A 21,723-nucleotide genomic window follows, 5' to 3' on the forward strand; every position below is an offset into this window, starting at 1 on the left:
ATCATGAATAGGAGAGATCTTATCAAATACCTGGGAATGACTGTCCCGGCTTATTTGTTGTCTAAACAGGCAGGCGCATCAATGATCGGACAGCCGGCCCCGTATGCAGCCCCCGGGCCTTTTACCGCCAGCTGGGATTCGCTGCAGCAGTACACCGTGCCGGAATGGTACCGCAATGCCAAGTTCGGCATATGGGCCCACTGGGGCCCGCAATGTGAGCCGGAGTATGGCGACTGGTACGCACGTAACATGTATATGGAAGGAAGCGACCAGTACAAATACCACCTCCAAAAATATGGGCATCCTTCCAAATTTGGTTTTAAGGATGTGATCCATCAGTGGAAAGCCGAACAGTGGGACCCGGAACATTTGGTGTCATTATACAAAAGGGCAGGGGCAAAATACTTTTTTGCCATGGCCAACCACCACGATAACCTCGATCTCTGGAACTCCCGTCACCATGCCTGGAACGCGGTGAACGTAGGACCTAAAAAAGATCTTATCGGTGGCTGGGCGAAAGCCGCGCGCAATAACGGCCTGCCTTTCGGTGTGAGCATACATGCGGCCCATGCCTGGACATGGCTCGAAGTGTCGCGGAGGGCAGATAAAAACGGTCCGCTTGCCGGAGTGCCATATGATGGCAAACTAACGAAGGCAGACGGCAAAGGCGCCTGGTGGGAAGGACTGGACCCGCAGTTACTCTATGCACAGGACCATCCGCTGGGCAAAGACAGCGAAGATAATAACGCCATCTTCCGCCAGTGGGACTGGAGCAATGGAGCCGCAGCGCCTTCAAAGGCATACTGCGACCAGTTCCTGAAAAGGACCATAGACCTGATAGACCGCTACGAACCAGAGCTGGTTTATTTTGATGACACCGTGCTGCCACTGTACCCGGTCAGCGACGTAGGACTGCAAATAGCCGCCTATCATTACAACAAAAGCATCAAACGTAATAAAGGCAAACTGCACGCGGTACTCAACGGCAAAGTATTGAACGAAATGCAGCGTAAATGCATGGTGTGGGACATCGAACGAGGACAGAGCAATGTCATTGAACCTTTTACCTGGCAAACAGATACCTGTATCGGCGGATGGCATTATGACAAGCGGTTTTATGAAGGCAAATGGTATAAGTCCGGCAAAACCGTTATCCAGACGCTGGCAGACATAGTAAGCAAAAACGGGAACCTCCTGCTCAATATCCCGGTGAAAGGCAACGGCACCATCGATGATCAGGAGAAAGCCATCCTGGAAGAAATAGCCGCCTGGATGGCCGTCAATGCGGAATGTATATTTGATACCAGGCCGTGGAAGGTACTGGGAGAAGGCCCTGCACTGGAAAATGTAGCACCTATTGCCGCACAGGGTTTCAACGAAGGCAAAGGCAAACCGTATGCCGCCGGCGATATTCGCTTCACTACCAAAGGCGATGTGCTGTACGCCATTTTACTGGGCTGGCCTGACGACGGAAAGATGAAAATAAAAAGCCTCGCGGCCGGAAGTTCATTAAGGCCTGAAAAAATCAACCGTATTGATTTGCTGGGCGGTGGTGAGTTGAGTTTTCAGCAACAGGCAGATGCCTTGGAGGTCGTATTGCCGGAAAACAAGACTGCTTTTCCTTATGCGGCAGTGTTGAAGATCAGGTAATAGCTGTTGAAATAACAAGAAAAAAACCGCGCCCTGTGAAGGCGCGGTTTTTTTCTTGTTATCTGTCAGACTGTCCAACAGGATCGAATATTATCAAGGTATCATTACGAGGTGATAATACAAGATAAGGCGGCTTGTTTTTGTCTGATGGCAGCCATTCCTGGATTTAAAAATCTATTATCTTCGGCCCCCAAAATTCTCCTATCATGAAACTCCCATTGTGGACGTTGATGAGTTCTGTACTACTGGCTCTTTTCTCCTGTAACAAATCGGACACACCAACGCCGCCCAAGGTGCCGACGGACACCTCTATTGTAAGCATCAGTACTGTTTTAGTTCAGGATTTCGACAACGTCGTCATTCAGGCTTCCTTCCAGGGAATTGACACCGCAACGGTGCGGTCCTGCGGTTTTTACTGGGGATACAGCCCTGATTTATCTACGTCTAACCGGCAGGTTTTATCCTCGCCAACTACCTTCAAGGCAACACTAGATAAAGTTGGACAAGGGAAAACTGTTTATTTTAAAGCTTTTATTGTTGTTGGCGCCACCCGGCGGCCTGATGACGGTTTACCGACAAAGACCTTTGAAAGTAAAACAGAAAAAACCGCTACCAGCGGACTGGTGAAAACCTGGGAAAAAGAATATAACGGCATCAGCGCTATACAGACTGAACAGGTATTGCCAACAGATGATAACGCCTTTGTTATCCTGGCGAATATGTTTGGCGGCGGTTCCTCCAGCTGGCCCAGGCTTATTAAAATGGATACTGCCGGTAACATCCTGTGGGACAAACAATACCATGAGCAGGAACACTGGACGGCGGCAGGTATGACGAAAGTAAAGGACGGCTACCTGCTGGCTGCCAACTACACCAGCCTGAACGCCTCCAGTGTGGCCATCACCAAGCTGGACCTGAACGGAAACCTGTCGTGGGAAAGAAAACTTGACATCGTGTTCAAACAGGAGTTTATCCGGTTTCAGCTATTAAAGGATGATGTTATCAAGGTAACTGTGAGAACGGTTTCCGGGTATACGCCTAATCCTGCCAACCCAACGTTGACAGACTGCTGGTTTGACAAGGATGGTAATCAGCTTTCCAATCCCAATGGTGTTCGTTATGATCAATTCATTAACGGACTGTCGGTACATAAAACGGTGACTGCCGCCGATTCCAGTTTCCTGGTCGCTTACCAGTATTACTATTATGATCCCAGTCCTACCACTTCCAGGGAAAATGCAAAGCTCCATTATTTTGAAAAGGATAATCAACTCCGGTGGGAGAGAACATACGGTAAAACCGGCTACGATCTGCCCGTCAATGTAACGGTAACGGCCACCGGCAATTTCTCCATTCTCGGGTATACCTTGCTGGACAACCGCAAGACAAGACTATGGCTGTTCCAGGTGGACAACGCCCATGGTAATTCACTGTGGGAGTACACCTATACAAATCCTCAATATGATGCGGTATATCCGTCCGGCATCACTATGGGGAAGGATGACCAGTACTACATTACCGGCAGTGCCCAGTCTGTTGATTACAAATCTTCTGCTGCCTATATCCTGAAAGTAAATGCACAAGGTTATTATGCCTGGAGCTATACATTTCCGGCAACAGCTTTTAACAGCCGGGGAGAATATATTTTCGTTAATAACACTACCGGTGAAATATATGTGTTCGGTACTTCCACGAGAGACGGTTGGAATCACCGCGCAATGTACGTGACAAAATGGAAGGAACTATAGCAAAGTTTACGCAGCCACGTGGCTTGTAAGTCAACTTACCAGCTACGTGGCTGCGTAAATAGTTAGTAAAAAATATTTCCTATATTCACTCATCTGTTTACATAAACCGGCGGAATGCCTTTATTCCACGGAAGAAAATTTAAAGCCACCCCAAATCTGCAATGCAGCTGTGTTTTGTGTCCTCAAACTATCATCAAAATCAAATCCGTTAAAATGAAAGTGTCTCGTTTATCATGTACGTTTCAGGTTCTTTTTGTTTTCCTTTTTAATGCGTTATCTGCACAACCCTGGGTGGCACGTACTGGATTATCCGCCGCAGATTATCAAACTGAATTTAATAAATGGGTGCAGCAGGGCTACCGGCCTGTCAATCAAAGTGCTTACAACGGCCGGTTTTCCGTGATTTTTGAAAAACAGAATAATGCGCCTGCCTGGCAGGCGCGTCTTGGTTTATCAGCTGCGGACTACCAAACGGAATTTAACAAGCTGGTGCAGCAAGGCTACCGGCCCGTGCGGGTATGTGGTTATACGGCAGGCGGCCAGGCGCTCTATGCAGCGCTGTTTGAGAAAAGGCCAGACAGCCCCGCATGGGTGGCCCGGCATGGCCTCACGGCAAATGATTATCAAGCCGAATTTACCCGGTGGACACAACAGGGTTACAAACCTACTGACGTCAGCGCCTATACGGTAAACGGTCAGGATTTGTATACCGTTATCTTCGATAAAATCGTCAACAGCCCCGCATGGGTAGCGCGTAATGACCTTTCTGCTACTGACTATCAGAACGAATTTAATAAATGGGCAGGGCAGGGGTACCGCCTCACTATGGTCACCGCGACCAGTGCCGGACGTTATACCGCCGTATGGGAGAAAACAGGCAACACAGCATGGCAGGCACGCCATGGCTTAAACAGCCAGCAATACCAGGATGAATTTGACCGCCTGTTTTACCAGGGCTTCCGGCCTGTTTGGGTGAACGGTGCCAATATCAACGGCAACGATTCCTATGCGGCAATATGGGACGCTAAAGACACTTTTCGCCAGTCTGATATGCAAAAAGTAGATGCGGCCGTTGCTAAATTTATGAACGACTATCATGTGCCGGGACTATCCTTCGCTATCGCGAAAGACGGCCGTTTGGTGCTGGTGAAAACATATGGTTATGCCAACAAAGAAACCGGCGAAGCAGTGGCGCCACGGCACCGCTTCCGCATTGCCAGCGTCAGCAAACCTATCACGGCAACGGCTATCATGAAGCTATATGAACAGAACAAACTGAAAATGACCGATAAGGTGTTCGGCAGTGGCGCCCTGTTGGGAACAACCTACGGCACCTTACCCTATAAAAAGGACGTTGATAAAATAACGGTCCAGAATTTTCTGAACCACAACTGTGGCGGCTGGTCGGCAGACCTGGATTTTGATCCCATGTTTAACTATACCAACTTAAACAAGGCAGAACTGATCTCTAAAGTATTGAACGATCAACCATTGCAGAAAACTCCCGGAACAGAATATCATTATTCCAATTTTGGCTTCTGCGTGCTGGGCCGCGTTATTGAAAAATTATCAGGCCAAAACTATGACAGCTACGTGAAAAGCCAGATACTGGCCCCGGCAGGCATTAATAACATGGAAATAGGCGGCGATACGGAAGCTGACAGGAAAGTCAATGAAGTGAAGTACTACGGCCAGGGTGGCGAAAACCCGTACAGTATGAAGATTTCCCGTATGGATTCACACGGTGCATGGATCGCTACGCCCACGGACCTGGTCCGTTTTCTGGTCCGCGTGGATGATTTTACTACCAAGCCGGATATCTTACAGCCGGCAACGCTTAGCCTGATGTACGCCCCCAGCACCACTAACCCGGAATATGCAAAAGGCTGGGTCGTAAACAAGGTGCCCAATTACTGGCATAACGGATCGCTGCCTGGTGAACAAGCCCTCATGGTACGCACCAATGACGGATTTTGCTGGTCGGTGCTGGTCAATACACGTACCGGCAATATCGGCGGAGATATGGACGCCCTGATGTGGACCATCAAAAACGCCATTGGCTATTGGCCTTCGTATGATTTGTTTTAAAGAGATGATTGATATGGAAAATGAAAGGCTTGCAAGGTGTACTTACTAGCCTTTTTTCCGGTTACAACGTTCCTGCTGACCTGCAGCATTGTTTTAAAGGAAGATGTATTATGTATGTGCTATGGCCTATCTTTGGCATCCGAATGCTAAAACCATCAGTAGAAACATGAAATTATTCGTTCTTTGCACCACCATGCTGGTCGCCTTGTTTGCTTTCCATCCTTTGTCCGCGCAGCAAAGCGGCCCTTCTTTAACCGTAAAAAAACTGTTTACCTTGCTGGACAACCCCAAAAGCCTGATCAACAAGGAAGACGAATGTTTCAAAGAGGTGGACGGCCTGGATATCCTGAAGTTGAATAAACCGTATATCAGGGTGTATTTAAACAATCTTAAAAATACCGGGCTGTTTTCATCCGCTTATCTGTCGGAAAAGGAAAAATACTACCAGCAAATGGAAAAGGACATTGCAAAGGATGGATATGCCACTGGAAGGGATTGTGACGAATATACCGCCAGCCAGGACCCGCCGGAGTATAAGGAAATACTGGCCGCCCTGCAAAAAACAGCACCGGTGGTGACCGGCAATACAGCCACTATTACGCTGCGTTTTAAAAGCATTCCTGGTTACAAGCTGGTTTACAAACTGGTCAAAGTCAATAACGATTGGCTCATTGATAGTTTCGATTCAAAATAAGCCTGCCTGAAAGAGATATAAATAAAGCACAGCGCCCGGTACTATGCCGGGCGCTGTGCTTTATAGTTTAATGCTGTCTACTGCCTGATTTTTTTCGCGCCCGTCTTTTTCAGCCATGCTTCAAACGTGAGCAGGGCGGGATGTATGCGCCGCAGGCTTTCCTCGTCAGCTTTGGTGGCTTTACCGGAGTTGAGGAACTCATAGCCCCGGGCAAACCGTGGATTGAGTTGCCGCAGCGTTTCCATGGGAAGCAGTTGGTAGGTGATGTTCAGGCCGGTGGCCGAGCTCATGGCGGCTGCCATTTGTACGGGCGTTAAGGTGTCGCCGGACAGTTCAAGGATGTTGTGATTGAATGTCTCTGGTTGCCTGAAGGCCATGGCCGCCAGTTGGCCGATATCTTCCAGCGCAATCAGCTGCATTTGCGTGGTAGGCAGCGCTGCGGTGGTAAAGGTAGTGCCTTTCAGCCCGAATCGCGGGTCCAGGAAGTTTTCCATGAAAGAGGCAGGCCGCAGTATGGTATAAGACACGCCGAGCTCCCGGATATACTTTTCCACGATGGCCTTTTCCGTTTGCATGCCGGTTAGCGCTGCCTGGTCTGTCCCGATGGCGGAGCTATAGACCAGGTGCGCCACCTGGTGCGCTTTTGCTGCATCGGCGATATTTTTCCCGGCCTGTGCTTCGTCCTGGTCCATGGCTAACGGCCCCGGATGTACGTTAAATACGCCGTAGACATCTTCCATGGCCCGGTCTACAGATACCCGGTCGGCCAGATCGCCTTTTTTCATTTCCACGCCCAGCGCCGTCAGTTCCTGTGCGGCGGCGCTGGCGGTATCGCGGGTAAAGCCACGTACCAGCCATCCTTGGGCCAGTAATACACGGGCTACGGCGCCGCCCTGCTGGCCTGTGGCGCCGACTACCAAAATACGTTTCCTGTTTTGCATACAAACAATCTTGTTTATTGGCAAAACTATCGCGGGCGCAGGGTTTGGAATTGTATCATACCGACATCTTCTGCTGCGGGGAACAGCACAGCCGGAAGTTTTTGGGACTGACGCCGGTAAGCCGTTTAAAGTCGGAAATAAAATGGGACTGGTCAAAATAACCCGCGAGAAGCGCGATGTCTGTCAGCCGCCGGGAGGGATGGGCGGCAATAAGTGTTTTGGCCCTTTCAAAACGGGACACGCGCAGAAAACGGCTGATGCTGATGCCGATGTACCGCTTGAAATTCCGTTCTATCTGCCGTTCGCTCAGCGGAAGTGCTTTCAGCTGCCGGAACGGAGACCCGTCCACCTCATTTCTGATACTGTCGGCCAGATCAAAAATAAGCTGATGCGATGCATGTGGGGCGGTGAACCGCTGCAATAAAAACGTTTCAAACATATTCACCCGCGCGGCAAAAGGCAACGGCTGCAACTGTTCATATAAGTGGTGTAGGCTGCTTCCGAAAATATCTTCCCCTGCCACGGGGCCGCTGCTCAGCTCCTGCATGGACTGCCGGGTGAACACACTTAAGCCGTACGGGGTGAAGCTGGCGAAAAATTTATCTGCGGAAGCGGAGTGACTGGCAACAGGACTGAAGCGGACCATCTTGTCTTTTACGCCCAGCAATCCCGTTTTCAAAGGCTGCCCGTCGTAAAAGGTGGCCTGATCAAAATCCATCAGGAAAGAAGTGCTTAACCGGGAATAGATGGATTTAAACAATACGCCGGTACCATCCAGTTGAGCGAAGTACTCAACATAAGGCTCTAACAGCGGATGATGCGGTTTTGCAAACTGGTAGTTATACATGGCCGGCTTGTTTTATGGATGACGCTCTACAGCTTATCGCATGGGGGCATACATTGGCGAATAAAGGGGTGAATAGCCGGGATAGCTGCCTCTGCCTACGCCAATGCTGCCTGAGATAGAAAACGTCCTGTCATTGTTGATATACATGACGCCTATTTTCGCATCTGAATAAGCCCCGAAGTGATTTGTCTGCGTGAAGCCACTGTTCTTGTTGATGGCGGGTTGATACGGAACATTGTTATACCGGAAAACGGAAGGCGTCACTGATACGCCGCCAAAAGCAAACAGGTTGTTGGTCAGCTGACGGTTGAGCTGTAAGCCCAGCGGCACCGACATAAAAGAGCTGCTGCCGCCGTTAAAGGCGATAAAGCCGGTGGAAACGCCGGCATATTTTGTAGTGAACCATTTCTTATGGATGTTGCTGGTGTCGGTTACCCGTTGAGGATACCCGAAAGCGGGGCCGGCGCCCTGCCCGGGCCCGAAAGCCGGAGCCATCTGCGCTTTGGCAGCCATGCCCGACATTAAAACAGCCGCTAATAAGATTGTCCGTAACATATCGATAAAGGTAAGCATCCTTTTTTAATTAAAATGCTAACAACATCTTAATATGCGGGGCGTTAACCGGGTTGTTATATTATACTTTATCTGTAATTGTTTAACAGTCACCTTATTCTAAATTATTGTCCGCTCTATTTGCAATACTTTTATGGCTTAGCATATAACTTTGCAGCACCGGCGATATATCACCGGGCAAAGCGTAAAAATATGTTGAGCGTATGAGAGTTGTTATGTCGTTGCTGTTGTGCATGCTGCTGATCAGCGCCTGCCGGCAGACAGAAAAAAGACTGCCTTACCTGGGCACGCCCATCGTAACCGAACATTTCGTGAACGGCCATACCGTTTACGACTCCGCCTATCCGGTCATACCGGCTTTTTCGCTGACAGACCAGGACAGCCTGACCGTAACACAGCAAACATTCAACGGGAAAATATATGTGGCGGACTTTATCTTCCTGTCATGCCCTACTATCTGCCCCACCATGAACGACAACATGTTGCAGGTGTATCATCATTTTAAAAACGAAGACCGGGTAAATTTCCTCTCGCATAGCATTGATCCGAAGAACGATACCATCCTCCGGCTGAAAGCCTATGCGAAAAGCCTGCATATCACTGACAACAAATGGCGGTTCGTGACCGGCAACCAGGATACGGTTTTCCGGCTGGCGGAAAAAGGCTATTATGCCGCCGCGGCCAAAGACAGTACCGCGCCGGGCAACTACATTCATAGCGGAGGTTTCTTCCTGATCGATAAACAACGGCATATCCGGGGTATGTACAACGGCACCGACAAGGAAGCGATGCAACATCTGGTCCGTGACATTGAAACCCTGTTAAAAGAAGGTTGAAGAAGATACTGACCATATGGCTGCTGGGGATCATACTGGTCCAAAGTACAGGCAACTGCTGGATCATCGCGGCATTTTACCTGAACAGGAACCGCATTGCCCGGGACCTGTGTATCAACAGGTTTGAACAGATACCGGTTTGCCGCGGCATTTGTTACCTGCAACAGAAACTAACGGAAAATGAACATCAGCCGGAACAGGCGCCTGAATTAAAACACAAGGAAGTACTGCTGTTTTTTGAACCGGTGGCCACGTCGGTCATCGGGCTGTCAGCTGACCACCAGCGGCCATCCTGTAGGTATCTCTCTCCCTATTTCCCCACCGTCCACCTGCACGAGGTCTTTAAACCCCCCGTCTGTTAACATCACGACTAAACGCCCGATTAACATTATCCATCTTTTTATGTGCTTATGAAAACAGAAGAAATAGCTGTTTTGTCCGTGGGCATGTTTCAGGGAGGTAGTGAATATTGCTGGGTGGGCGATCTCGAACATCTGCTGGAAAAATTTCCCCTGCTGGAATTTCCCAACAAACGACGTTTTTATGTATTGATGATCATAGAAAGCGCCCAGGGCACTGCTGTTATTGATGGCAACAGCCTGCGGCTCGACCACCCAAAGATTATCTGTATCAATCCCGGAAGCATATTCAGCCTGGAAATAAACCGTAAGGCAAAAGGGACGATGCTGTGTTTTACAGAAGACTTTTTCTCTATCAGGTATAACAATAACGCCCTGTCCAACTTCACCTTCCTGGAAAGGGAATATGGCAGTTACGTGAGGCTGACGGAAGAAAAAGCCCGGGAGTGGGAACAGCTGTCTGCCTTTATGAAAGGCGAATATACCGGGCAGCAGAAAGGGGCAGACAGTGTGCTCAGGTCTTTTCTGAATATTATGTTGTGTAAGCTGGACCGTGAGTTTTCCCACGTAGTGCCGCTGATGAAGAAAAACACTTACGAAGAAAAGATCAAACAGTTCAGATCATTGCTGGACGAACATTTTGTAGCGCACAAAACACCTGCTTTTTACGCTTCCAGGTTAAATATCACGACCAACTACCTGAACAAGCTATGCGGAAAATACCATGGCGTGTCCACTGGGGAACTGATAAGAAAGCGGATCACGATTGAAGCCCAGCGGCTCTTGCATTATACGGTACTGCCTATTGCAGATATCGCCAAGCAGCTGGAATTTGAAAGTGTATCTTACTTTATTACTTTTTTTAAAAGAAGCGTGGGCACCACGCCGGAAAATTTTCGAAAGAACCATTAACTAAAAAAACTTCATGTATGCTGAAAGATACCAATGAGGTGCTGAAAAGTAACGAACGGAAATTCAACCTCAGCAGAAGGATGCTGAAGGCGGTGTTATTATTGTTGATTTTGCTGATCGTCATATTGCAGTTTGACCATCTCACAGTCTTGCTGAAAAATATTCTTTAAATGCTTTTTGTGCTATGAAACTTACACATTTTTTATCGAGATATATTGACCCTGAGAACAGGAATGTGATCGATGCGGTGATATGGACCAACAGGATAGCGCTGGTGCTGCTGTTTTGTTGCCTGGTACTGCTGCTGGTCCGCATATAGCCGTTCCCGATAGTGCCGGAAATTGATATTGTTGTCATTAAAATCCGTATCGGCACTATCTTTTTTCTAATCTTTTATTTATTAAATCAGCAAAAGCCGGCTTGTTTCCTGAAACTTCCGGCTTTTCTGTTTCTTTGCTTTTAGCCGCTACCAGTCTAGCTTTGCAGCGTATTAAAAGTATTGCTACATGGATTTTCCAATGTTTCATCTGGACTGGCTCAATGACCGGTTTCTGATAGCGATGATCGCTATTGTGCACGTATTTATCAATCATGGATTGGCGGTCGGGTTTATTCCGTATATCACCTGGCTGGAGCAGAAAGGGGTGAAGATGGCGGGCCCGTCTGCCATTACCGATGCGGAATGGGACCACTTGGTGTACCGTAAAATGAAAGTCGCCTTTATTATCACCACCACCTTAGGGGCTATGACAGGCGTAGGCATCTGGTTTTCCGCCGGTTTGATCAGTCCTTCGTCTATCGGCAGTCTTATCCGGGTGTTTTATTTTGCCTGGTTTGTGGAGTGGCTGACGTTTGTGACGGAGGTGGTATTGATCATGATATATTTTCTTACCTGGAAACAGAGCAATCAATCGTTGAAAGCCAAAATCAGGCATATCCGTTTCGGTTGGTTCCTGTCCATTTTCTCCTGGATCACGATGTGTATTATCGTTTCCATACTTGGGTTTATGATGGACCCGGGCAACTGGAACACCGACCATTCGCTGATCAGTGGTTTCACCAATCCTATTTACCTGCCGCAGTTGTTTTTCCGTACGCCCACGGCCATGGTGCTGGGCGGTGTGTTCGGTATGTTGCTCACCACCATTTTTGCAAACCGGAATGCCACCTGGCGAAGCGCAGCGTTGAAGTATGGCGCACGGTGGGTATTGTGCTGGGCGCCGGTTTCACTGGTGGCCGCCATTATATATTACAAAGCAATGCCTGCTGCCATGCGCGAGAATATGAGTACGGCCGTAGGCACTATGGAGTTCGCGCAATATTATGACCTGCTGCAGTACATCATTCCGGGAGCGGTGTCGCTGGTGGTGATACTGGGCATATGGACGCTGTTCCGTCCGCGTTCTGTCCGCATGTGGATGGTACTGGTGCCCTGTGTGGCAGCTTTTGGTTTTCTGGGGATTTTTGAGCGGGTACGGGAGTTTATTCGTAAGCCTTATGTCATCGGGGGGTACATGTATTCCAATCTGTTAAGGGAAGAGGACTATCCCTTGTTTAAACGCGACGGGCTGCTCAAATACGCCACCTACGCCACGGCAGGCAGGGTAACGCCGGAAAACAGGCTGAGTGCCGGGAGGGACGTATTTATGCTGTCCTGCAGCCGTTGCCATACCACCAACGGCATCAATTCCATCGTGTATGTTTTTGAAAGGCTTTATGGCGCTGGTAAACCGCTGGATGAAAACTCTATGGCGGCATATATTCCCAATATGCATAACGGCCGGACTTATATGCCTCCCTTTCCGGGGAATAAAGAAGAACTCGGCGCGCTGGTAGCCTATATCAAACATCTTCAGCTGACAGGCGAAGCCCTGGAAGGCGCCCAGGCAGCAGGAGTCAGCATTAACCCTGAAAACACTACCGACCGCATTGAGCAAACAGCTGATTCGGCACAATCGAAATAATAATCACTGATGTCTTACAATTATTCCATGAATCACATGTTAACGTTATTGCAGTCCGCGACCCCTGTTCCGAGGGATATTCCATTGCCGCTTCCATTGCCGGAATGGCTGCTGGTGATATTGCTGGTTGTTTCATTTCTGGCCCATATCCTTTTTGTGAACCTGATGCTGGGAGGTTCTTTACTCACTTTATGGGCACAGGTGAAGGGACTGAAAGAGAAAGAGTATGATACGCTGGCCTATGAAATCGCCAAAACCATTACCGTCAATAAAAGTTTGGCGGTAGTGCTGGGCGTGGCCCCGCTGCTGAGCATCAATGTACTCTATACCGTTTATTTTTATTCCGCCAATGCGTTGACCGGCCTGATGTGGATTGCGATCATACCGTTGGTGACGGCCGCTTTTCTGCTCACGTACCTGCATAAATACGCCTGGCACAAGCTGGAGAACAGTAAAGGGCTGCATATTTCTATTCTTGCCCTGGCGGTGCTGATCTTCCTTTTTATTCCGCTGATTTTCCTGACGAATATCAATCTCATGTTGTTCCCGGAGAAATGGGGCACCGTCAAGGGATTTATGAGCGCGCTGACGCTGCCGAACGTGTTTCCGCGGTACTTACATTTTTTGGGCGCCTCACTGGCCATCACGGGCTTGTTCCTGTTCTGGTACCTGGGGAGAAAACGCTATGCTTTTGAAACACGTTTCAGTGCCATTACCCGTTATGATATCCGGAAACGCATGTACAGCCTGACGTTGGGTGTTTCCGTGTTCCAGTTTGTGCTGGGGCCACTGGTGTTAATGACATTGCCGGCCAAGGGAGTGCAATGGAACCTGATCATTGTTATTTTGTGCGGGGCCACGGCCGCTTTGCCTGCCATGTACTGGATGTGGAAAGGGATCACCGGCAAACCCGAAGAGATAAGCGCCAATTTTGGAAAGGTAGTGACAGCCATGACGTTGACCGTGTTGCTGATGGCCAGTGGCCGGCATGTGTACCGGTCTAACGCGCTGGCGCCCCATAAAAAGCTGATGGCCGAAAAGACAAAAGCGTTTGAGCGGTTGTCTGCGGAGGCGAGGGCACATCCGGAGGAGGAGGGCGCATCCGCAGCTGCAACAGCAGGTGGGCCCATGCCTCCCGGTGCGGCCGTTTTCCAGGCTAATTGCGCTTCCTGCCATAAAAAAGAAGGACGGCTGGTAGGTCCGCCGGTAACGGAAATGGTCAGCATTTACCAGGGCGACCAGCCGGGGCTGAAAAAATGGATACGCCAACCAGGAAAGAAGCGGGAAGGATATCCGCAGATGCCGGGCTTTCCACAACTCTCTGAACAGGAACTGACGATATTGACCGACTATATTTTATCTGTTAAATAATCACCCATGTTATCTGCGTTCTTTATTATATCGATTGTATTGTTGCTGTTCTGGATACTAAGGCAACTGATACTGGTTTCTACCAATATTCTGTATTTATCAAAAGATGATGAACTGGCGAAAGCGGGTGATGCGAGGGACACAGCATAAAAACAGGAAAGGCGGGAAGATAGCTTCCCGCCTTGTTATCAGCTTTGCTTGACTTTTGCTAAAACTATCTTTGGTAATGCGCTGCCCAGTCGTCCATATATTTTTCCAACACCTGCAGTGGCATATCACCATATGCCAGCAGGGCGTCGTGGAAGTCGCGCAGATTGAATCCTGCGCCCAGTCGCGCTGCCAGTTTATCCCGTAATGCTTTTAATCTTATTTCGCCCGTTTTATAAGATAATGCCTGTCCGGGCATGGCCATATAACGTTCTACTTCAGCGGTGGCGATGGTCTTGCTGACGGATTCATTGGCCATCATATAGTCGATGGCTTCTTCGCGGGTCATTTTGCCGGTATGGATGGCCACGTCCAGCACCAGCCGGATAGCGCGGTGGACCTCGTTGTTGAGCGCCCCCATTTTCTGATAGGCGTCGGTGTAGCAGCCCAGTTGCTCTCCCAATGATTCCACGTACAACGCCCAGCCTTCAAAGTAGGCGCTGAAAGTTGGCTGCCGCCGGAAGGCCGGTATGGCTTTGTTTTCCTGTTGCAGGGCTATCTGAAAGTGATGTCCTGGTATGCCTTCATGGATAAAGGTGGCTTCCATGCCATAAAAGGTGACGTTCACCTTGCTGGCATCCGGTACCGGCACATACAGGATGGCCGCCCGTTTTTCCGCGATATTTCCCTTGATATAGAATGGGCCGCCGCTGGCGGCTTCGCGGTATGCTTCCACTCTGCGTACGTCCATGGGCGTTTGTGGCTGGTGCCCAAATAACTGCGGTATGTGTGGCAGTACTTTCCGGTAGATGGCCCGGTAGGCTTCCAGTACTTCTTCCGGCGTTTTGAAGGGCATCAGGCGGGGATTGGTTTTCAGATAGTCAAAGAACCCGGACAAGCTGCCGGTAAAGCCCGTCTGCGTCTTTATTTTTTCCATCTCCGCCCTTATCCTGGCCACTTCGGATAGCCCTGTCCGGTATACTTTCTCCGGTGTGAGGTCCGGCGTGGTGGTAAACGTATGTACGTAATAGTTATAGATGCGATCGCCGCCTTTGATGGCGAATAACCCTGCCTTGTCCTGCGCTGCGGGCAGGTATTTTTCTTTCAGGTAGCTGGCCAGTTTGGCGTAGGCCGGGCGCATTTTTTCTGCGATGACATGGTGGTATAACGTTGTTAGCCGTTGTTTGTCGGCGGTAGTAAAGGACGCCGGGAATTTTGACAACGGTTTGTAGAAGATATTTTTGGCGGTGTCTTTTTCCGCCAGGGCTTCCATCTGGGGAATCATCCGTGTCACCAGCGCTTTGGGTAACACTACGCCTGCCTGTATGCCTTTGTTGAAATTGGCGATGCAGGTGTCTGCCCAGTCCATGAAGGCGGTCATGCGTTTGGCCCAGTTCTCATAGTCTTTCACGGTGTTAAACGGCTGGTCGCCGTCGCCGGAGCCAAAAGAGGCCAGTTCCAGCGGCGTGGAGACAAACTGGTTCATCGGCAGGTATTCCAAATGGAGGGACATGCCTTCCAGGGCGGATTGCAACGTGTATGTGAGAATGTCGCAGGAGATCCGGTCACCGGTGTTTAATGTGGCGTTGTCATATTTTTTCAGTTCCCGAAGGTATTTCCGGTAAAATGTTTCTGTAGCGGCGAGGTAAGGCGCAGCGCCTTCGATGGCCAGCCGGTCGTCGTACTGGTGAAAGCCGGCGGCGGTGGCTTCGGAAGGAAACAGTTGCATCCGTTCTGCGTAGTAATCATCAAATAACTGCTGCAGTTGTTGGTTGTTTTGTTGTGCCCGGATAGTGGTCGTACATAACAGGGCGGCGATTACCAGCAGGCTGGTCGTTAGTTTCTTCTTCATAATGCGAGTGCTTTTATCATCCATATGCTGCAGCCAAAATGAACGGCGTTGCCCAGCGGCGCAGGCAAATAGGTAAATCCCATTTTTTCATAGAGGGGGATGGCCTGTTCCAGTTCGGGCAGTGTTTCCAGGTATACGTGGGTGTATCCGAAAGACCTGGCGGATTGCAGGCATCGCGCGATGAGCTGTTTGCCCAGGCCGAGGCCCCTGGCTTCGGGTAACAGGTAAAGTTTCACCAGCTCGCAGTGTGCGGGCGGCAGTCCGGGTACCGGGAAGATACCGGCGCCGCCAGCCACGCTGCCGTCTACTTCTACAATCCAGTAAGCGGCATTGGGGATGGCGAAAGCGCTGTATAGTTCATAAAGGTTATTGTCGAAATAGGCGGTGCCGGGTTTGTTGGCATGGAATTCCTCCAGCACCTGTCGTATAATAGTGCCCAGCTGCTGATTGTCGTCCGGTTGCAGTGGCCTGATTTTACTGATCGCTGTCATGCCGCAAAGCTACCCAGCCGGTGGCAGCTAAAATTGTACGGGATTAACCTTTTGATGTTGTTGTCAGATTTTTCTGTACTGGTTGGGCAGCATGCCGGTGATGCGCCGGAAGGTCTTTGTGAAGTGGGCCTGATCGGTAAACCCGCATTCATAGGCTATATCAGTGAGGGTTACCTGTTCTTTTTTGATGAGGGAGATAGCGCGTTCCACTTTTATTTTCCGGAGATATTCACCTGCGGAGCATCCGAAATAACGGGAGAAATAGCGGGAGATGGTCACCGGGTGAAGGTCCAGCTGTGCCGCCAGGAATGGCAATGACAGCGGTGTGTCCCAGTGGTCGTACATGATATCCCTGATCTTCTCTGTCCATTCCGGATAGCAGCGGAAATCTTCCTGGCAGGGCGCGATAAGGTCCACGCACAGCTGGTCCATCGCAATGGCGGACGCTGCGTCGTTGAGGTAATGTTCCTTCATGATCCGGACAAGTCCGCTGGTGTTCAGCTGGCACTTGTCGCCGAACATCAGCGACGGTGGAGGATGAGACAGCCCGAAGGTCTCAAAGAAATTACCAGTCAGCTCTATATTAAAAATACGGGTGCCGGGGAGATAGTCAATATTCTGGTGCGCCACGCCGGGATAGTAATAGAGGCCAGTGCCTGCATATTGCCTGTCGCTTCCGCCTTTTCTTACTTCCTTGCTTCCGCCTTCCAGGATATGGGAGAAATGCGGGTTGGAATGAAAGTGCCAGTCGGACGCCATATTGGGCACAAAGGAGGTCTCGCTGGTGATGACAGCGCCAAAAACGCGCTCTTTCACCTTCGTGCCAACGTAAGTGCCTGTTGCAAGCTGAACCGGAATAGAACCTGACATATCCTCTGATTGATCGTTAAAAGTAAAAAAATTATGAGAGCGCACAAAATAGGGGAATGCATTAGCAGCGCATTTGAAATAGTTAAATTGTTATAGCAAGCAACCCGGTCCCGGAAGATTTTGAGCAAATATGTAACCCACAGCATCACCCTGTATTGTTCATCATAATTGTAAATTCCATGAAAACAAAACGTTTATTATTCCACGTTAGCGCGCTCCTGCTGGCCGCTTTAACCTCCTGTAAAAAAGACATGAAAGACAATGGCGCCCAGCCGCCATCGAACAGCAAAACAGCTGTTACAGAGGCTTACCAGCTGGTGTGGTCCGATGAGTTCAACGGCAGCAGTGTAGACGGCAGTAAATGGCAGTTTGAAACAGGACCTAATACCAGCAACAACGAAAAACAATATTACCAGGCTGCCAACGCAACGGTCAGCAACGGCAACCTGGTGATCACAGCGCGGAAGCAGTCTGTCAACGGATGGCCCTATACGTCGGCCAGGCTCAACACCGCTGGTCGCTTTACCACCAAATACGGGCGCATAGAAGCCCGTATCAAGCTGGCCTCCGGACAGGGACTGTGGCCTGCCTTCTGGATGCTGGGCAATAACATCGGTTCCGTAGGCTGGCCCCAATGCGGTGAAATTGATATTATGGAACAGGTCAATACCAGCAACACCATCTACGGCACCATGCACTGGTTCTCCGGCGGTCACGCCTCTTATGGCGGCACTACCACCACCTCCTTTACGGACTATCACGTATATGCGGTAGAGTGGGATGCAGGCGCCATCCGCTGGTATGTGGACGGTGTCAAGTACCACGAGGGCAATATCCTTAATAACATCAACAATACCGGTGCATTCCACAATCCTTTCTTTATCATCCTTAATCTGGCGGTGGGCGGCGATTTCCCCGGACAGACCATCGACGAAAGCAAGTTGCCCGCCAGCATGTACGTTGACTATGTGCGGGTATACGCCATGACCAATAACAGCGGCAGTGCGCCTATTGGCTCCACCATTTCCATGAAAGGGTTTAACAACGCTTATGTCAGCGGTGAAAACGGTACACAGGCCATGACCTGCAACCGTCCTGACGCACAGGCATGGGAACAGTTCACCGTGGAAGATGCCGGCGGCGGAAAGATAGCCCTGAAAAGCATGGGGAAGTATGTGTCCTCTGAAAACGGGACACAACCTATTACGTGTAACCGTGCTACTGCCAGCGACTGGGAGAAGTTTGACTGGATAGCAAACGCTGATGGCACTTTCTCGCTACGCGGCAATAACGGGTTGTATGTTTCCAGTGAAAACGGAACGCAGCCGATGACCTGTAACAGGGCCACCATATCGGGATGGGAAGCATTCCGTCTTTAATTCAAAAACAGGGGTGATGATATGCCTGTTGAACGGACAATTATCTCTTCGCGGCATGTAAGGAAAAGACCGGATTTTTCCGGCCTTTTCCTTATTTTTATACTTGTTAAATCCTGTTGCCACACCGCAGTGTTTGTCGCAGCCGCACATTAAAGTATTGTTACCATTCTTATCCAGTAGAAAAAGTTTACCCGGAATCGCTAATTTCATCATATGAGCCAAAATACTTTATTAGAGAACCTAACCACCAGGACCACCGGCATTTTATATTACAGTGAATCGGAGAACCCATTGACCATCGAGTCATGGGGGCATGTTCCGGCAGCTGAAATAACCGGTAAGATCGCCACCCGGCATCAGGTTGCGCCCAACGTAGTAAAAACCATCAGTTCAGCAGATTTTTTCAACGAAGTAGAGAGAGCACCAGACCCGAACGACGCCCCCATTGTAGAAAACGCACAAAGATTCAAAGCCCTGCATCAATTCCTGAAAGAACATTTTACCGGCATACAGGTAGTCCGGGTGGAAGACGGCACCAGTATTCCGGTGTACATCGTTTGCCATCAGCCGGATGACACCTGCGTAGCGCTGGTGACCACAGCGATAGAGTCGTAAGCCTAATCTCCACATATTACAGAAACCCTTAAAAAAAACCTGAATTATGAAACAATTCATCAGGCATTGTATGATCATTTGCCTGGGCGGTTTATTGTTTTCTGCCTGTAAAAAAGAGGCAGACATCCAGCCCCGGGAAATGGAACAACCACGTTCCACCATTACAGAATCCGTAGTGGTCCTTAATGAAGACTTTGAATCGGGCAGTAAAACAGCTTATGCCATCGGCAATGTAACCCTGAGCAGCGGCTCCTGGACCCTGGACGACGCTTTGATCGGCAATCTGGCTGCCGACCTGAAAAACGGAACTAAATCCGTTCGTATCAGAAACACCGGTAGCATCACCACCAATTTCAGTACCAGCAGTGCAGCCGGCACCGTTACTGTGACTGTTAAACACGGCACCTACGGCACCGATGCTAACAGCAGCTGGCAACTCTGGACATCCGCCGACAACGGCGCCACCTGGACACAGCAAGGAAATACCATCACCACTTCCAACAGTCTGCAAACAGCTACTTTCAGCTTCCAGTCAACCGGCAACCTGCGCATCTCCATCCGTAAAACATCCGGCAGTACCAACAGGATCAACATCGACGATGTGAACATCACAGCCGGCAGCACCGGCGGTGGCGGCGGTGGCACCAATCCCGGCGATGACAACAACCTGTTGCTGGGCAACCCCAGCAATGCGCTGGCCGACGTGGCTTCGGAGAACAACTACCTGATGGTGAAACCTTATTATACTTTATCATATAGCCGTGGCCGTGCTACCCCTAACTGGGTAAGCTGGCATATCCAGTCATCTGATCTCGGCAGCATCTCCAGGACCAACGACTTCCGCGCCGACACCGACCTGCCCGCAGGCTGGTACCAGGTGCAGAACAGCAGCTATTCCGGTTCCGGGTTTGACCGTGGCCACAACTGCCCGTCAGCCGACAGGACAGCTACTGCAGACGCCAACTCCGCCACCTTCCTGATGACCAATATGATGCCACAGGCGCCTAACAATAACCAGAAAACCTGGGCCAACCTGGAAAACTATACCCGCGACCTCGTGAAGGCCGGCAACGAAGTATTCGTTATCTGCGGTTCCTACGGCCAGGGCGGTACCGGCTCACTGGGCGGTGTCACCACCACCATCGACAACGGCCGTGTGACCGTTCCTTCCAATATCTGGAAAGTAGTGGTAGTAATCCCTGATGGCAGCAATGACCTGAACAGGATCAACGGCAACACCCGCGTAATTGCCATCAATACGCCCAACAGTAATGATATCAATACCGACTGGACCCAGTATAAAACAACTGTTCGCGACATCGAAAGCGCAACAGGTTATAATTTGCTGTCCAATCTGCGCCCATCGCTGCAGGACAGCCTGGAAACGAGGATTGATCCGTGAGGACATCTCTAAAAGACAAACAAAAAGGCTTGTAAGTAACACTTACAAGCCTTTTTGTTATAGCATTATCTTTACTTTGCAAATTTCCTTGTTCCCGCCACGCAAAGGATCACGCCCACTGTAACGCCCAACATGCCGATGCTCACTTTTTCATGCAGGAAGGAGGCGGCCAGCGCCAGTCCGAAAAACGGCTGTAACAATTGCAGCTGTCCTACTGTAGCAGTACCGCCTTGCGCCAGTCCACGGTACCAGAAAATAAAGCCGACGAACATACTGATGATGGACACATAGGCGAGGCTTATCCAGGTATCAGCATGAATACCTTCGAAAGACGGCGGCATATAGATAAACGCCAGCGGCAGCATGACCGGCAAAGCCAGTACAAGCGCCCAGGAAATCACCTGCCAGCCGCCCAGCACCTTGGTCAGTTTGGCTCCTTCCGCATAACCCAGTCCACAGACGATGATCGCTGCTATCATGAGCAAATCACCTATAGGCGATGCCGTTAGTCCCTGCGCTACCGCGTAACCTGTTACCAGCAGGCTGCCGGCAACAGAGAATACCCAGAATACAGGCCGGGGCCTTTCTCCACCACGAATGATGCCGAAGATGGCTGTCGAAAGGGGCAGCAGCCCTAAAAAAACGATAGAATGCGCCGAGGTAATGTATTGTAACGCCATGGCCGTTAACAACGGAAATCCCACGACCACCCCAAGCGCTACCATCACCAATGGAAAAATATGTTCACGGGCCGGCCTTTTTTGCCTGAAAATCAGTAACGCAACAGCGGCCAGTATGCCCGCATTGGAGGCGCGGGCTACCGTCAGGAAAACAGGGTTCAGCTCCAGGACGGCCACCCTGGTAGCGGGCAACGACCCGCTGAACAATACCACGCCTATAAAACCATTGAGCCAGCCTCCACTATTACTTCCTTTTGACATACTGATATTCATTTAAAATTGAGATCACAAAATTAGTGACCCT

At 50.0% G+C, this 21,723-nt stretch carries 22 protein-coding genes; 15 read left to right on the forward strand and 7 right to left on the reverse strand.

The genetic code is table 11. The annotated features are described in order from the left end of the window. The first annotated feature begins 3 nt into the window (after positions 1–3). The 4 genes from HGH92_RS31340 (at position 4) to HGH92_RS31355 (ending at position 6,180) form a co-directional block, all read left to right on the forward strand. Positions 4–1,650 carry an alpha-L-fucosidase gene (locus HGH92_RS31340; protein WP_168874794.1) on the forward strand — a complete coding sequence of 549 codons (1,647 nt, stop codon included), beginning with the start codon at positions 4–6 and terminating at the stop codon, positions 1,648–1,650. A 206-nt stretch (positions 1,651–1,856) separates the two neighbouring features. After that, positions 1,857–3,398, forward strand: a complete 1,542-nt coding sequence (locus HGH92_RS31345) for a hypothetical protein (protein WP_168874795.1) — start codon at positions 1,857–1,859, stop codon at positions 3,396–3,398. A 291-nt stretch (positions 3,399–3,689) separates the two neighbouring features. Beyond that, a complete protein-coding gene (locus HGH92_RS31350; protein WP_168874796.1) occupies positions 3,690–5,486 on the forward strand; it encodes a serine hydrolase in 1,797 nt (598 codons plus the stop codon). A gap of 166 nt (positions 5,487–5,652) precedes the next feature. Then, complete coding sequence (locus HGH92_RS31355; RefSeq protein WP_168874797.1) at positions 5,653–6,180, forward strand: hypothetical protein; 528 nt, start codon at positions 5,653–5,655, stop codon at positions 6,178–6,180. Positions 6,181–6,257: 77 nt separating this feature from the next. On the opposite strand, the gene HGH92_RS31360 is transcribed toward HGH92_RS31355, so the two are convergent. The 3 genes from HGH92_RS31360 to HGH92_RS31370 are packed head-to-tail and all read right to left on the reverse strand — an operon-like array spanning position 6,258 to position 8,523. Then, positions 6,258–7,121 (reverse strand): NmrA/HSCARG family protein, encoded by an 864-nt coding sequence (locus HGH92_RS31360; protein ID WP_168874798.1) that lies wholly within the window; start codon positions 7,119–7,121, stop codon positions 6,258–6,260. 55 nt (positions 7,122–7,176) lie between these two features. Further along, positions 7,177–7,968 carry a helix-turn-helix domain-containing protein gene (locus HGH92_RS31365; protein ID WP_168874799.1) on the reverse strand — a complete coding sequence of 264 codons (792 nt, stop codon included), beginning with the start codon at positions 7,966–7,968 and terminating at the stop codon, positions 7,177–7,179. A 33-nt stretch (positions 7,969–8,001) separates the two neighbouring features. Continuing rightward, on the reverse strand, positions 8,002–8,523 hold the full coding sequence (locus HGH92_RS31370) for a hypothetical protein (protein ID WP_168874800.1): 522 nt from the start codon (positions 8,521–8,523) through the stop codon (positions 8,002–8,004). Between the two features lie 221 nt (positions 8,524–8,744). On the opposite strand from HGH92_RS31370, the gene HGH92_RS31375 reads away from it, so the two are divergent. The 8 genes from HGH92_RS31375 to HGH92_RS31405 all read left to right on the forward strand — a co-directional run bounded on the left by HGH92_RS31375 (position 8,745) and on the right by HGH92_RS31405 (position 14,133). Continuing rightward, positions 8,745–9,377, forward strand: coding sequence for an SCO family protein (locus HGH92_RS31375; RefSeq protein WP_168874801.1), 633 nt, complete (start codon positions 8,745–8,747; stop codon positions 9,375–9,377). Further along, positions 9,374–9,739 carry a hypothetical protein gene (locus tag HGH92_RS31380; protein ID WP_168874802.1) on the forward strand — a complete coding sequence of 122 codons (366 nt, stop codon included), beginning with the start codon at positions 9,374–9,376 and terminating at the stop codon, positions 9,737–9,739. Before HGH92_RS31375 ends, HGH92_RS31380 begins: the two co-directional genes overlap by 4 nt. 48 nt (positions 9,740–9,787) lie before the next feature. Next, a complete protein-coding gene (locus tag HGH92_RS31385; RefSeq protein ID WP_168874803.1) occupies positions 9,788–10,648 on the forward strand; it encodes a helix-turn-helix domain-containing protein in 861 nt (286 codons plus the stop codon). A gap of 17 nt (positions 10,649–10,665) precedes the next feature. After that, complete coding sequence (locus tag HGH92_RS31390) at positions 10,666–10,818, forward strand: hypothetical protein (protein WP_168874804.1); 153 nt, start codon at positions 10,666–10,668, stop codon at positions 10,816–10,818. Between the two features lie 14 nt (positions 10,819–10,832). Continuing rightward, the gene (locus HGH92_RS34115) at positions 10,833–10,967 is read left to right on the forward strand and encodes a hypothetical protein (RefSeq protein ID WP_262888829.1); all 135 of its coding nucleotides are present in this window, start codon (positions 10,833–10,835) and stop codon (positions 10,965–10,967) included. Positions 10,968–11,154: 187 nt separating this feature from the next. Continuing rightward, the gene (locus tag HGH92_RS31395) at positions 11,155–12,612 is read left to right on the forward strand and encodes a c-type cytochrome (protein WP_168874805.1); all 1,458 of its coding nucleotides are present in this window, start codon (positions 11,155–11,157) and stop codon (positions 12,610–12,612) included. Between the two features lie 27 nt (positions 12,613–12,639). Continuing rightward, complete coding sequence (locus HGH92_RS31400) at positions 12,640–13,983, forward strand: c-type cytochrome (RefSeq protein ID WP_247655100.1); 1,344 nt, start codon at positions 12,640–12,642, stop codon at positions 13,981–13,983. 6 nt (positions 13,984–13,989) lie between these two features. Next, positions 13,990–14,133 carry a hypothetical protein gene (locus HGH92_RS31405; protein ID WP_168874806.1) on the forward strand — a complete coding sequence of 48 codons (144 nt, stop codon included), beginning with the start codon at positions 13,990–13,992 and terminating at the stop codon, positions 14,131–14,133. A gap of 64 nt (positions 14,134–14,197) precedes the next feature. Here the strand turns inward: HGH92_RS31405 and HGH92_RS31410 are convergent, their stop codons facing one another. The 3 genes from HGH92_RS31410 to HGH92_RS31420 form a co-directional block, all read right to left on the reverse strand. Further along, positions 14,198–15,982 (reverse strand): DUF885 domain-containing protein, encoded by a 1,785-nt coding sequence (locus HGH92_RS31410; protein WP_168874807.1) that lies wholly within the window; start codon positions 15,980–15,982, stop codon positions 14,198–14,200. Next, positions 15,979–16,473: a GNAT family N-acetyltransferase gene (locus tag HGH92_RS31415; RefSeq protein ID WP_168874808.1), complete on the reverse strand. Its 495-nt coding sequence runs from the start codon at positions 16,471–16,473 to the stop codon at positions 15,979–15,981. The genes HGH92_RS31410 and HGH92_RS31415 overlap by 4 nt, the downstream gene beginning before the upstream one ends. 63 nt (positions 16,474–16,536) lie before the next feature. Further along, positions 16,537–17,343 carry a helix-turn-helix domain-containing protein gene (locus tag HGH92_RS31420; RefSeq protein WP_168874809.1) on the reverse strand — a complete coding sequence of 269 codons (807 nt, stop codon included), beginning with the start codon at positions 17,341–17,343 and terminating at the stop codon, positions 16,537–16,539. Between the two features lie 155 nt (positions 17,344–17,498). Here HGH92_RS31420 and HGH92_RS31425 point away from each other — a divergent pair, with 155 nt between their 5' ends. The 3 genes from HGH92_RS31425 to HGH92_RS31435 all read left to right on the forward strand — a co-directional run bounded on the left by HGH92_RS31425 (position 17,499) and on the right by HGH92_RS31435 (position 20,739). Further along, the gene (locus HGH92_RS31425; RefSeq protein ID WP_262888830.1) at positions 17,499–18,722 is read left to right on the forward strand and encodes a family 16 glycosylhydrolase; all 1,224 of its coding nucleotides are present in this window, start codon (positions 17,499–17,501) and stop codon (positions 18,720–18,722) included. A gap of 213 nt (positions 18,723–18,935) precedes the next feature. Further along, entirely contained in the window at positions 18,936–19,337 is a 402-nt protein-coding gene (locus tag HGH92_RS31430) for a nuclease A inhibitor family protein (protein WP_168874811.1), read from the forward strand. A 46-nt stretch (positions 19,338–19,383) separates the two neighbouring features. Continuing rightward, on the forward strand, positions 19,384–20,739 hold the full coding sequence (locus HGH92_RS31435) for a DNA/RNA non-specific endonuclease (protein ID WP_168874812.1): 1,356 nt from the start codon (positions 19,384–19,386) through the stop codon (positions 20,737–20,739). A 71-nt stretch (positions 20,740–20,810) separates the two neighbouring features. Here the strand turns inward: HGH92_RS31435 and HGH92_RS31440 are convergent, their stop codons facing one another. Beyond that, positions 20,811–21,680: a DMT family transporter gene (locus HGH92_RS31440; protein ID WP_247655101.1), complete on the reverse strand. Its 870-nt coding sequence runs from the start codon at positions 21,678–21,680 to the stop codon at positions 20,811–20,813. Positions 21,681–21,723: the final 43 nt, after the last annotated feature.

Origin of the sequence: Chitinophaga varians (genome assembly GCF_012641275.1) — a bacterium.
Taxonomy (GTDB): Bacteria; Bacteroidota; Bacteroidia; order Chitinophagales; family Chitinophagaceae; genus Chitinophaga; species Chitinophaga varians_A.

Coding starts and splice junctions, on each gene's coding strand:
- HGH92_RS31340 (WP_168874794.1), top strand. CDS start 4: ATGAATAGGAGAGATCTTATCAAATACCTGGGAATGACTGTCCCGGCT.
- HGH92_RS31345 (WP_168874795.1), top strand. CDS start 1,857: ATGAAACTCCCATTGTGGACGTTGATGAGTTCTGTACTACTGGCTCTT.
- HGH92_RS31355 (WP_168874797.1), top strand. CDS start 5,653: ATGAAATTATTCGTTCTTTGCACCACCATGCTGGTCGCCTTGTTTGCT.
- HGH92_RS31360 (WP_168874798.1), bottom strand. CDS start 7,121: ATGCAAAACAGGAAACGTATTTTGGTAGTCGGCGCCACAGGCCAGCAG.
- HGH92_RS31365 (WP_168874799.1), bottom strand. CDS start 7,968: ATGTATAACTACCAGTTTGCAAAACCGCATCATCCGCTGTTAGAGCCT.
- HGH92_RS31370 (WP_168874800.1), bottom strand. CDS start 8,523: ATGTTACGGACAATCTTATTAGCGGCTGTTTTAATGTCGGGCATGGCT.
- HGH92_RS31375 (WP_168874801.1), top strand. CDS start 8,745: ATGAGAGTTGTTATGTCGTTGCTGTTGTGCATGCTGCTGATCAGCGCC.
- HGH92_RS31385 (WP_168874803.1), top strand. CDS start 9,788: ATGAAAACAGAAGAAATAGCTGTTTTGTCCGTGGGCATGTTTCAGGGA.
- HGH92_RS31390 (WP_168874804.1), top strand. CDS start 10,666: ATGCTGAAAGATACCAATGAGGTGCTGAAAAGTAACGAACGGAAATTC.
- HGH92_RS34115 (WP_262888829.1), top strand. CDS start 10,833: ATGAAACTTACACATTTTTTATCGAGATATATTGACCCTGAGAACAGG.
- HGH92_RS31395 (WP_168874805.1), top strand. CDS start 11,155: ATGGATTTTCCAATGTTTCATCTGGACTGGCTCAATGACCGGTTTCTG.
- HGH92_RS31400 (WP_247655100.1), top strand. CDS start 12,640: ATGAATCACATGTTAACGTTATTGCAGTCCGCGACCCCTGTTCCGAGG.
- HGH92_RS31405 (WP_168874806.1), top strand. CDS start 13,990: ATGTTATCTGCGTTCTTTATTATATCGATTGTATTGTTGCTGTTCTGG.
- HGH92_RS31410 (WP_168874807.1), bottom strand. CDS start 15,982: ATGAAGAAGAAACTAACGACCAGCCTGCTGGTAATCGCCGCCCTGTTA.
- HGH92_RS31415 (WP_168874808.1), bottom strand. CDS start 16,473: ATGACAGCGATCAGTAAAATCAGGCCACTGCAACCGGACGACAATCAG.
- HGH92_RS31420 (WP_168874809.1), bottom strand. CDS start 17,343: ATGTCAGGTTCTATTCCGGTTCAGCTTGCAACAGGCACTTACGTTGGC.
- HGH92_RS31430 (WP_168874811.1), top strand. CDS start 18,936: ATGAGCCAAAATACTTTATTAGAGAACCTAACCACCAGGACCACCGGC.
- HGH92_RS31435 (WP_168874812.1), top strand. CDS start 19,384: ATGAAACAATTCATCAGGCATTGTATGATCATTTGCCTGGGCGGTTTA.
- HGH92_RS31440 (WP_247655101.1), bottom strand. CDS start 21,680: ATGTCAAAAGGAAGTAATAGTGGAGGCTGGCTCAATGGTTTTATAGGC.